Annotated in this window: 9 protein-coding genes and 1 pseudogene; all 10 read left to right on the forward strand. The window is 51.4% G+C overall.

The genetic code is table 11. From position 1 onward, the window contains the following. Window positions 1–65: 65 nt before the first annotated feature. Window positions 66–587, forward strand: a pseudogene (locus M0415_RS13550) (ABC transporter ATP-binding protein); the annotation flags it as partial. Window positions 588–741: 154 nt separating this feature from the next. Further along, entirely contained in the window at window positions 742–3,411 is a 2,670-nt protein-coding gene (locus M0415_RS13555) for an ABC transporter permease (RefSeq protein WP_425383185.1), read from the forward strand. Continuing rightward, the gene (locus M0415_RS13560) at window positions 3,408–4,664 is read left to right on the forward strand and encodes a lipocalin-like domain-containing protein (protein WP_249556175.1); all 1,257 of its coding nucleotides are present in this window, start codon (window positions 3,408–3,410) and stop codon (window positions 4,662–4,664) included. Before M0415_RS13555 ends, M0415_RS13560 begins: the two co-directional genes overlap by 4 nt. Before the next feature lie 221 nt (window positions 4,665–4,885). Further along, window positions 4,886–5,257 (forward strand): type IV pilin protein, encoded by a 372-nt coding sequence (locus tag M0415_RS13565; RefSeq protein WP_249556176.1) that lies wholly within the window; start codon window positions 4,886–4,888, stop codon window positions 5,255–5,257. Window position 5,258: 1 nt separating this feature from the next. Then, window positions 5,259–5,693 (forward strand): GspH/FimT family pseudopilin, encoded by a 435-nt coding sequence (locus M0415_RS13570; protein WP_249556177.1) that lies wholly within the window; start codon window positions 5,259–5,261, stop codon window positions 5,691–5,693. Then, window positions 5,684–6,091, forward strand: a complete 408-nt coding sequence (locus M0415_RS13575; RefSeq protein WP_086902833.1) for a type IV pilus modification PilV family protein — start codon at window positions 5,684–5,686, stop codon at window positions 6,089–6,091. Before M0415_RS13570 ends, M0415_RS13575 begins: the two co-directional genes overlap by 10 nt. A 17-nt stretch (window positions 6,092–6,108) precedes the next feature. Next, window positions 6,109–6,651 carry a PilW family protein gene (locus tag M0415_RS13580; protein WP_342190696.1) on the forward strand — a complete coding sequence of 181 codons (543 nt, stop codon included), beginning with the start codon at window positions 6,109–6,111 and terminating at the stop codon, window positions 6,649–6,651. A 15-nt stretch (window positions 6,652–6,666) separates the two neighbouring features. Then, window positions 6,667–8,292: a DUF7305 domain-containing protein gene (locus M0415_RS13585; RefSeq protein WP_086902832.1), complete on the forward strand. Its 1,626-nt coding sequence runs from the start codon at window positions 6,667–6,669 to the stop codon at window positions 8,290–8,292. 240 nt (window positions 8,293–8,532) lie between these two features. Continuing rightward, window positions 8,533–8,802, forward strand: a complete 270-nt coding sequence (locus tag M0415_RS13590) for a chaperone NapD (protein ID WP_086902831.1) — start codon at window positions 8,533–8,535, stop codon at window positions 8,800–8,802. Beyond that, window positions 8,799–11,279, forward strand: a complete 2,481-nt coding sequence (napA, locus tag M0415_RS13595) for a nitrate reductase catalytic subunit NapA (protein WP_086902830.1) — start codon at window positions 8,799–8,801, stop codon at window positions 11,277–11,279. The genes M0415_RS13590 and napA overlap by 4 nt, the downstream gene beginning before the upstream one ends. The last annotated feature ends 33 nt before the right edge of the window (window positions 11,280–11,312 follow it).

Raw genomic sequence — 11,312 nt, forward strand, 5'->3', positions numbered from 1 at the left:
TATCTATCAGAAGATAAAATGTTTTATCTTTAGTCGGGCTAAATATTGCCAGAGTGGAAGGATAAATGTCAGAAGTAGCCAAACTTATCCAAGTGAGTAAAAGTTTTCGCGATGGCGAGCAGCGCCATACCGTACTGCAAGCCGTTGATTTAACCTTGCATCGCGGCGAAACCATCGCACTCACGGGCCCTAGCGGCAGCGGCAAAAGCACACTGTTAAATTTGATCGCAGGCTTTGAAACGCCAGACAGCGGCCAGATAGTGTTGAATCATCAATCCACCCAAGCATGGCAAGACAAACACTGGAGCGAGTTCCGACGCAGCCACTTAGGCGTGGTGTTTCAACAATTTAATCTGCTGACGCCACTCAATGTGAGAAACAACATAGGTTTTTCACTCAATCTCAACGGCGCCAGTTGGAATCCTTGGTGCGATTATCTCGTCGACAAATTGGGGCTGGCTTCGCTGCTCAATCGGCAGGTAGAGGCACTTTCAGGCGGGCAACAGCAAAGGGTCGCTATCGCCAGAGCCTTAGCCCACAATCCGAGTTTACTGCTGGCCGACGAACCCACGGGCAATCTCGATGATGAATCGGGTAAACAGGTGATGTCACTGCTGTGCGAACTGGCCAAAGAAAGCCAAACCAGCATCTTAATGGTTACCCACAGTGAAGAATGCGCCGCCTTTATGCACAAACGCTGGCATCTTTCCCACGCCGCAGTGTCTATCTCCGGTTAACTCGATGATGAGTCCAGCATTAACCCCTAAGGCAAGTGGCAACAAAACCCCAAGCAGAAACCGCCCATGGCTGCGGATCTATTGGGTATTAAAGGTCTTTCTCGCCCATTATCGCCACGCGCCGCTGCAAGCGGGAGCCATTTTGCTTGGTCTTGCCCTCGCCGTGACTTTACTTATCGGGGTTAAAGCCACCAATGATAATGCTATTCGCAGCTACAGTGAGGCCACAGAACTCTTGAGCCAGCGAGCAGATGTGCTCTTAAGCGCGCCCATAGGCCAAGAAACCCTCGACGAATCCGTGTATTTCAGCCTACGCCAAGCGGGCATCAGCCAAAGCCTTGCGGTTGTCAGTGGCAGAGTGGCGGGCATGAACGGTCAGTTTTGGCAAATTGAAGGCAGCGATATCGTCGCCGCGTTGACGGCGAGCCTAAGCCCAAAAGAGGGACAAAAGCACGACACCAGCACAAAGCAAGAAGCCAATCCAAGGATGTCGATGGGAGCGCTGCCGCTCGCCGATTTAATGAGTGGTGAGCCGATAGTGGTCATGAGTCAGAGCCTTGCCAATAAAATTGCACCCAATGGTCAACTCGCCCTCGCGCCCGCATCTTTTGCACCAGATAAGCTTAAGGTCATCAGTATCGATGATAGCTGGGGGCTGGGCAGTGCAATTCTGACCGATATTTCCCTCGCCCAAACGTTACTCGGGATGCAAGGCAAACTCAGCTATATCGCTCTATTTAGTGACAGGGATAAGCTCCCAGCCTTAAAGCCGCGGCTCGATACCCTAGGGATTACGCCGCTTCGCGCCAGTTACAGTCAACAGGATCAAGGCCAAGCCTTGATGGCACTTACCCGCAGTTTTCATTTAAACCTCAATGCGATGAGCATGTTAGCCTTTGTGGTCGGGCTGTTTATTGCCTATAACGGTGTGCGTTACAGCCTGATGAAACGCCAACGTCTATTAATCCAATTGCTGCAACAGGGCCTAGCGCGGCGCGAAGTCATGCTTGCCCTGCTTGGCGAATTACTGCTATTGGTGGTGTTGGGCTCGCTAATGGGATTTATCTTAGGATTACAGCTCAGTCACTGGTTGCAACCTATGGTCGCTATGACCTTAGAGCAGCTCTACGGTGCCCACTTGTTGCCAGGAATTTGGCAATGGCGTTGGTTGGCCGAGGCGATAGCCCTCACTTTAGTCGCCGCCCTAGCCGCCTGTTTACCCTTATATTTTGACTTAACCCGCCAATCCCTCGCCCAAGGCGCGAATCGTTATCAACAAACGCAGGCCCACAACAAAACCCATGGCAGGCAGTTTTTCTTAGCTTGCGGCCTGCTCACGCTCGCGGCAATACTCATGCCCTTCAGCCAAAGCTATAACACCAGTTTGGTATTGTTGGGTATGGTCGCCGTCGCGATTCCATTGTTATTACCACAAGTATTGCACTGGGGCGTCAGCTTGCTGCTGCCATTAACTCGCCCCGGGCTTCAGCAATATCTCCTCGCCGAAACCCGCGAGCTTATTGCGCCATTGTCTCTTGCGATGATGGCGATACTGCTGGCACTAAGCGCTAATGTGTCGATGAATACCTTAGTCGGTAGCTTCGAGCAAACCCTAAGAAGTTGGTTAGAAACCCGCCTGCATGCCGATTTATACCTGCGCCCCAGCGCCAACCATATGGCCGAAGTGCGCGATAAGTTGCGCCAAGATCCTCGACTGAGTGGCCTGTATCAGCAATGGCAAGTGGAGGCGGAAGTCTCTACCCAAGGGGCGGCACAAACCATACCCGTCAACCTGATTAGCCGCGATGATGCATCGATTCAACACACCAGCACACTCAAAGAAAGCTTGCCGGATCTCTGGCAAACCTACTTCAACGGACATTACGTGTTAGTCAGCGAACCCATGGCCATTAAGTATCAACTGCAACTTGGGGATACTGTGACGTTAAACGTACTGGACAAAACCGCCAACAATCCGGTCGTGATCGCGGGGATTTATTACGACCATGGCAATACCCGCAATGAGCTCATCATCAGCCATAAGCTGTGGCAACAGGCGCAGCTACCCGTGTTACCCATTAGCCTTGCGGCCAGTTTCCACTCTGTCGAGCCGGGAGTTCAAACCACAGCGACTCAGCGCAAACTCAGTGAGGCAGAGCTAGATGAGCTGCAAGGGCAATTAGCCGTTACATTGGGCTTAGCGCAGGCGCAAATTTACAGCCAAGCCAAGATCAAGGCTCAGGCCATTGCCATGTTTAAACGCACCTTCTCAATCACCTTAGTACTCAATAGCTTAACTTTGCTGGTGGCGGCCATAGGGCTATTTAGCGCCTGCTTGATGTTAACTCAATCCCGGCAAGCGCCATTGGCAAGACTGTATTCCCTCGGGGTGAGTCGCAGTAAGCTGCGGACTATGGTGTTCAGCCAAATGCTGCTGGTCGTGGTCATCACTTGCCTGATGGCCATGCCCACAGGCGCACTGCTCGGCTATTTATTGATTGATAAAATCACCCTGCAGGCCTTCGGCTGGACAATCAAGATGATTTGGGATTGGTTTGCCTATGGAAAAGCTATCCTCATTGCCTTAGTAACCTGCACCTTAGCCGTACTCTTACCGCTTTACTGGCAAACCCGCAGGCCCTTAATCGCCAGTTTGCAGCAGGAAACCCTATGAGCGCACGCGTACATCAAACCAAGGCTTGGCGCGTTAATGCATTAGCGTCTGCAACGCGATTTAGGATAAGGATAAGCACAAGCGCAGGCTTTATCTTGCAGAGCGTCATAGGTGGCTTATTGCTTGCGGCAATAAGCGGCTGCGATAATGCGCCTGCAACGACCGAGCCTCAATCCATGGGGTCTATGCTTGGGCAAGCAAGTGCAGATAGCCAAAGCTTTACTAAGGTGACGCCAGGAAACCGCTTTCAATTTCCTCAAGATCACCTCGCCCATCAGGATTTTCGTCAAGAATGGTGGTATCTCACCGCCAATTTAACCACTGAGAATGGTGAGCAACTTGGTGCCCAATGGACGCAATTTAGGGTAGCGCTAAAACCTAAGCACAGTGAATCGCAAAACGTGGGCTCTAATCCTAAATCCACTTGGGCGACTGAACAGCTTTATTTTGCCCATAGTGCACTCACCTCCAGCACTTCTCACCTCGCCCATGAAAAATGGTCGCGGGCACATCCATCACTTGCAGGAGTGAGCGCAGATCCCTACCAAATTCACCTCGATAATTGGCAATGGCGTAGCCAGTCAAAGGACTTATTCCCAGCAACCTTGAGCGTTGCAACCGACGACTTTAGTTATCAACTCGAGCTTAGCAGCCAAGCGCCACTGCAATATCAAGGGGATAAGGGTTACAGCATTAAGAGTCGCGACGGCAAAGTCGCCTCTTACTACTACAGCCAACCCTTTATCACGATTCATGGCGAAATCACCCGCCATATCAAGATCAATGCCCAAGTGGAGCACCGCGTCGAAAAAGTCACAGGCCAAGGCTGGCTAGATAGAGAATGGAGCTCGCAGTTTTTAACCAAGAGCCAGCAGGGCTGGGATTGGTTTGCCCTTAGGTTAGATGACGGTTCGGCGCTGATGTTATTTCAGCTCAGGGAACAATCCTCCGATAAAGCACAATCCGCCTTTTACAGCGCCAGACGAATGTTTGCCGATGGCACCGGACGCAACATCAATTCCCGCGATACCCCAGATGGGATAAAAATGACGCCACTCGAGTGGCAAACCACCAGCACGGGTAAATACCCAATTCGCTGGCAAGTGCAAATCCCAAGCGAGCAAATCGACATCCGCATTTCCCCCTTAAATCCCAATAGCGCCATGGCGTTATCCACTCACTATTGGGAAGGCCCGATTGAGCTTAAAGGTAGCCATAGCGGCACAGGTTATATGGAGCTGACGGGCTATTAATCTCCAGCTCAAATGTGATCTCCATATCAACTACAGCGACTGAACCCTCTTTGTTCTCATACTATCGATTGCAAATGCTGCTGAATTTTCACTCAGTGATTGCATTTCGATGAAAATCCCAATAAATTAACATGACAACGTTGTCAAAATAATTAAAACAACAAGATAGCCATCGTAATCACGGACGATTCTATTCAGTTCAATAACACAGGGAGGGGTGGATGAGCGCTTTACGTAAAGGGTTTACCCTGATTGAACTGATGATCGCCGTCGCCATTATTGGCATTCTTGCCGCCATTGCGATTCCTTCATTTAATGAGTACTTAAAACAAGGTCGACGCTTCGATGCGCAGCAATATCTCGTCAGTAGTGCCCAAGCGCTAGAGCGCCATTATTCCCGCAATGGCCTGTATCCCGCTTCGCAGAGTTTAACCAACAGTGCCTATTACAGTTTCAGCTACACCCCCACGACAGATAAATTAGGTTTTAGCCTCAAGGCCGTGCCCACAAGCCGTCAGTCGGATGCCTGCGGCACCTTAAGCCTCGACCATAAAGGTGTACGCACCCCCGCAACCCATTGCTGGACCCACTAAGATGGCAAAACGCACGACAGCGGGGTTCACCTTAGTCGAATTACTGGTCGCTATCGCCATCATAGGTATCTTGGCGAGCATCGCCCTGCCTTCCTATCGGGATCTGATCGCCAGAGAAAGCCTCACCAGCACGGCCAATGAATTGATCTCCAGTTATAAATTCGCCCGTGGCGAAGCCATCAAGCGCAATCAGGCGGTGATACTGGAAGCGACAGAAGATGGGCGCTGGCTGGTCATCAGCAATCAGGAACAACTTAAGGTCTTTAGTCCATCTAACCGCGGCGTCAGCATCGATGGCTTTAACACCCTCAATATCAATGCGACAGGCAACACCACTAAAACTCAGATGAGCCTCGAAAACACCCAAGGCGAAACGCTCAATCTGTGCATCTTGCCAAGCGGGCAAAGTTATCTACAGGAGGCGGCATGCGCATAAAGGTGCTGAGTGAGAAACAACAAGGCTTTACCATGACCGAAGTGCTGATTTCGTTAGTGGTGTCGGTCACTTCGCTACTGGCGCTCGGCAAAGCTCAGCTATCTTCATTGCAGCATGCGACCAATAGCTTCCAATATACGGTCGCCACTATTCAAGCGCAGAATGCCATTGAAAGGATCTGGCCGAGGATCTGCGATATTCAGCGCCAACCCGCACGCTTCGAGGATGTCAATTTTAGGGCCAGCCTCAGCCAAGATATGCCCAGCGGTTACACCTTAGTGCTCCCCAACACTTACCAAGACACTATGCCCATCACTGTCACTTGGCAGGACGGCCGCATTGAGGACAATAACAGTGTGAGCCTCAACGCCAGCTTTCCGCACTTATGTCAGGTGTAGTTATGTCGGGTGTAACAATGTCCTTAAGCGCGAAGAAACGGCAAGCGGGCTTTAGCTTATCAGAGCTAATGATCGCTATGGTGCTTGGGCTGATTATTATGCTGGCCGTGGTCAATTTTTTCGCCCCGCTCAAGGCCACGGTAGAAGAAAGTAAACGCCTCGAAAACGCTGCCGATGCGCTGAGATATGCCACCCTCAGCCTCAGCAAAAGTGTTAAACGTGCATCAAATATCGTATCCCTCAGCGCTAATGAGTTAGTACTCGCAGTTGCAGCATCCCCTGCCCAACCGAGTTTAACTTGCCTAGGAACCAGCAAAACCAGCGATTACAACGAAACCTACCGTTTTGACGCCCCCAATCTGAGCTGCGACGACGGCGATGGCGCTCAGGTATTACTCACAGGGCTAGAATCGACCCGTTTTGCACTTAATGGCGAACTGGTGACTGTAGTACTCAAGCCTGAAAAACTCCCCGCGCAATATGGCCAAGGGATCCAGCTCGATATCGCCCTGCGTAAACCTCTATGGCAGCAAGCCCTCAACAGCCAACAGAACCCATAAAGCAAGGAGGCCATAATGGATAATCTAAGACCAGCTCTAGGCAATAAGGAACATGGCGCGGTACTGCTTATCGTCTTAGTCTTCAGTCTGTTAGCGAGTTTGCTGGTAGTCACGTCGCTCAGGGATAATCTCGTGCAAGAGCGACTGAGTGGTAACTTTCAAAAGCAGGTCAATGCGCAGTTATTAGCCGAACAGGGAATGCACGAGAGCTACAACCAACTCAAGACTCAGCTGCAGCGCGCGCCCAATCAAGGTCTGCAAACCCTGTATGAGCAACTCCCCGCCGAGGCCGATGGCAGCCTCGAAGGCAGCAGCTATGCCCTCGAAAATGGTCAAATCGCCGGAGCCGATCTGAGCCTCGACAGTCGTGGCAATCATTTAGAAGGCGAGGCCAAACTTAACGCCCAGTTCACACTGCAGGGCAGTCACGGAAACACGATTTTCAATGATGCGATTGTGTCCTGCGAGAGCTTAAATTTAACTGGCAGCAGTAGCATCGATGGCTATGACTCCCGCAAAGGCGCCTATGGCGATAGCATCAGTAATGGCCAAGGTGGCAGTGAGCTTAATCAACACGGCAAAGGCAATGTCACCACCATTGAGCCCAATGCCAATATTACGCTCACGGGCAACGCGCCAATTTACGGCGATGTCAGCGCTACGGGCAGTGTCACTCTCACGGGCTCGTCGGATATCCACGGCAGCATTCAAGCCAATAATGATGTCACACTTGGCACAGGCACCATCGGCGGCAATGTCGCGGCGGGCAATAACTTTAACTTGGCCAATAGCGGCACGGTCGAAGGTTCGGTCAAAGCCAATAACAATGCCGCCACGGCGCCCAAGGCCCAAGTGAATGGCACACTGCAATATGGCGGCGACGGCAACTTTCATCGGGACAGCCAGATTGGCAACTTAGTCAACGCGCGCCCCAACTTGCCCCCCTTGCCCGCAAAATCCTGCGACCCATTGGATATTGGCGCTGTGATGGGTGGCTTTAAGATGCCCAATAACGGCGCCCGCACTATTGATGCCAACGCCAATGTTACTATCACACCCACAGGGTCGAGTAAGACCGAACTCGACTGGAAAGGTGATTATTTCCCCAGCCTTACCCCCACATCGGAGAACATCTTCGGCAGTGACACGCCGGTATTTAACCTCGACAGCTTAGTCATGAGCAGCGATGGGGTGCTTAATATCAGTGGCGGCGATGTCACCCTGATAGTCAATGGTGACTTTAAGATGAGCGGCTCGAATCAGCTGAATATTGCTCCAGGCTCGAGCCTTACCCTGTTTGTGGGCGGTGAAGTCGCCTTTACGGCGGGGACAAACAACGGCAACAACATTAAGGGGCAAACCCTGACCGACAGCAACAAGCCGCCACTGTCTATTTTTTCTGGCTCGGATAAGGATGTCACCGTCAGTGGTAATGTGCCGATTTATGCCGCGCTCTACGCCCCCAAATCTAAGGTCAATCTCCCCGGCGGCCCTGAGATTTTCGGTTCGGTGAGGGGCAAATCCATCACAGCGACAGGCAATGGAAAAATCCACTATGACAATGCCTTAGGTGCTGCCGACTTAGGCGAAGGTAATGCTAATCCCGCGCTCATCCTGCTCAAACAATGGCAATACTTATAGGCCGAATCCCCCCGCAGGACTCACTTGCAGCCTCCCTCTCCAAAGGGATAGGAATTGTGTAAATTTCAAACTGAGAGTTAGATCACGCGCAAAACTTTGATCCCGATCGACTATCCCCGCCAATACCTCTTGTGAGGTATACCCACATTTTTTATCAGGTCTAGACTCACAGTTATCCACATTTAGTTGTAGCGATTGTTATCGCAGCAACTGAGTGAATCTCAAGATAAAGGTACCGCTATGAGTCAGGAATACCATGTCACCAGCCTTGTGGTACATGCCGCCCCTAATGCCTTACAACAGGTTGAGGCCGATATTGCCGCGTTAAAAGGCTGCGATATCCACGCCATTTCACCCGAGGGCAAGTTCGTTATTACCCTCGAAGGGAATAGCCAAAAAGCTATTCTCGACAATGTTGAAGCCATCAATGCCCTGTCCGGCGTGTTATCCGCCAGTTTGATTTACCACCAAGTAGAACCCTTAGAACAAGAGAGTGAGGAAACACTATGAGCATTAGCCGCCGCGAGTTTCTCAAGGCTAACGCAGCGGTTGCCGCTGCCACGGCCGTTGGCGTCACGCTTCCCGTGAAAATGGTCGAAGCCGCCGAGTCAGATAACATTAAGTGGGATAAAGCCCCCTGCCGTTTTTGCGGTGTGGGATGTAGCGTATTAGTCGGAACCAAAGCGGGTAAAGTCGTCGCCACTAAGGGCGACCCTGAAAGCCCAGTAAACCGTGGTTTGAACTGTATTAAGGGTTACTTCCTGTCGAAAATCATGTACGGCAAGGACAGATTAACCACGCCGCTGCTGCGGATGAAAGACGGTAAATACCACAAAGAAGGCGAGTTTACCCCAGTAAGCTGGGATGTCGCCTTCGATACTATGGCCGCTAAGTGGAAACACAGCATCGCCACTAAGGGCCCAACCTCTGTGGGTATGTTCGGTTCGGGCCAATGGACGATCTGGGAAGGTTATGCCGCCTCTAAATTACATAAGGCCGGATTCTTAACCAATAATATCGACCCTAACGCCCGTCACTGTATGGCATCGGCCGTGGGTGGCTTTATGCGTACCTTCGGTATCGACGAGCCAATGGGTTGTTACGATGACTTAGAAGCCGCCGACCAATTTGTGCTCTGGGGCGCTAACATGGCCGAGATGCACCCGATCCTGTGGGCGCGCTTATCCGACCGCCGCTTAAGCCACAAAGACTGCCGCGTACATGTGCTATCGACCTTCGAGAACCGCAGCTTCGACTTAGCGGACAACCCTATGGTGTTCCGTCCACAGTCAGATCTGGTGATCCTCAACTTTATCGCTAACTACATCATCCAACACAAAGCCGTGAATACCGACTTTGTGACTAAACATACTAAGTTTGCCCTTGGTGTGGATGATATCGGTTATGGTCTGCGTCCAGATCATCCGCTAGAGAAGAAAGCCAAAAACCCAGGCAATGGTAAATCCAGCCCTATCAGCTTCGAAGAATACGCTAAGTTCGTCAGCACTTATACGCTGGAATATGCGGCGAAAATGAGTGGTGTTGAGCCTGAAAAATTAGAAACTTTAGCTCAGGCCTATGCCGATCCTAAGGTCAAAGTCATGAGTCTGTGGACCATGGGGATCAACCAACACGTACGTGGCGTGTGGGCAAACAACATGCTCTACAACATCCACTTGCTCACAGGTAAAATCGCCACTCCAGGCAACAGCCCATTCTCATTAACGGGTCAACCTTCGGCCTGTGGTACCGCCCGTGAAGTCGGCACCTTCGCCCACCGCTTACCTGCGGATATGGAAGTGGCTAACGATAAACACCGCGCCATTACAGAAAAAGTGTGGCAGGTACCAGAAGGCACGATTCCGCCAAAACCTGGCTTCCATGCCGTGCTGCAAAGCCGCATGCTCAAAGACGGCAAGCTCAACTGCTATTGGACCATGTGTACCAACAATATGCAGGCGGGCCCGAATATCAACGATGAAATTTACCCCGGTTTCCGTAACCCAGAAAACTTTATCGTGGTATCCGATCCATACCCAACCGTCACCGCCATGGCTGCCGACCTTATTCTGCCCACGGCCATGTGGGTAGAGAAAGAAGGTGCCTACGGTAACGCCGAGCGCCGTACCCATATGTGGCATCAACAGGTCAAAGCGCCTGAGGGTGCCAAGTCGGATCTGTGGCAATTAGTCGAGTTCTCAAAACGCTTTAAAGTGTCTGAAGTGTGGCCTGCTGAGCTTATCGCTAAACAGCCTGAATACGCTGACAAAACGCTTTATGAAGTGCTGTTTGCCAACGGTGTCATCAACAAGTTCCCAACCACAGATTGTAAGGGCGACCTGAACGATGAAAGCGCGCACTTTGGTTTCTATCTACAGAAAGGCATTTTCGAAGAATACGCCGCCTTCGGTCGCGGCCATGGCCATGACTTAGCCGACTTTGACCGTTACCACGAAACCCGCGGTCTACGCTGGCCAGTGGTTGAGGGCAAAGAAACCCTGCGCCGCTTCGTTGAAGGTAGCGATCCTTATGTGAAGGCAGGTGAAGGCTACAAGTTCTACGGTAAACCCGATGGCAAAGCGGTGATTTTCGCCCTGCCCTACGAGCCTGCGGCAGAAGAGCCAAATGAAGAATACGATCTGTGGATGTCTACCGGCCGTGTACTCGAACACTGGCATACAGGTTCGATGACCGCCCGTGTACCAGAGCTGTACCGCGCTTACCCCGATGCTCAAATCTTTATGCATCCTGAGGACGCTAAGGCCCGTGGTCTGCAACGTGGTGATGAAGTGCTTGTCGCATCCCCCCGTGGTGAGGTCAAAACCCGTGTCGAAACCAAAGGCCGTAACAAACCGCCACGCGGCGTGGTGTTTATGCCCTTCTTCGATGCGCGTCAGTTAGTTAACAAGCTGATTCTGGATGCGACCGATCCACTGTCAAAAGAAACTGACTTTAAGAAGTGTCCCGTAAAAGTGATGAAGGCCTAAGCCCTCATTTGATAGCAATAAGCGTATTTGAAA

Origin of the sequence: Shewanella sp. 10B, from assembly GCF_023475885.1 — a bacterium.
In the GTDB taxonomy this organism is placed as follows: Bacteria; Pseudomonadota; Gammaproteobacteria; order Enterobacterales; family Shewanellaceae; genus Shewanella; species Shewanella mangrovisoli.

Coding starts and splice junctions, on each gene's coding strand:
- M0415_RS13555 (WP_425383185.1), top strand. CDS start 742: ATGATGAGTCCAGCATTAACCCCTAAGGCAAGTGGCAACAAAACCCCA.
- M0415_RS13560 (WP_249556175.1), top strand. CDS start 3,408: ATGAGCGCACGCGTACATCAAACCAAGGCTTGGCGCGTTAATGCATTA.
- M0415_RS13565 (WP_249556176.1), top strand. CDS start 4,886: ATGAGCGCTTTACGTAAAGGGTTTACCCTGATTGAACTGATGATCGCC.
- M0415_RS13570 (WP_249556177.1), top strand. CDS start 5,259: ATGGCAAAACGCACGACAGCGGGGTTCACCTTAGTCGAATTACTGGTC.
- M0415_RS13575 (WP_086902833.1), top strand. CDS start 5,684: ATGCGCATAAAGGTGCTGAGTGAGAAACAACAAGGCTTTACCATGACC.
- M0415_RS13580 (WP_342190696.1), top strand. CDS start 6,109: ATGTCCTTAAGCGCGAAGAAACGGCAAGCGGGCTTTAGCTTATCAGAG.
- M0415_RS13585 (WP_086902832.1), top strand. CDS start 6,667: ATGGATAATCTAAGACCAGCTCTAGGCAATAAGGAACATGGCGCGGTA.
- M0415_RS13590 (WP_086902831.1), top strand. CDS start 8,533: ATGAGTCAGGAATACCATGTCACCAGCCTTGTGGTACATGCCGCCCCT.
- napA (WP_086902830.1), top strand. CDS start 8,799: ATGAGCATTAGCCGCCGCGAGTTTCTCAAGGCTAACGCAGCGGTTGCC.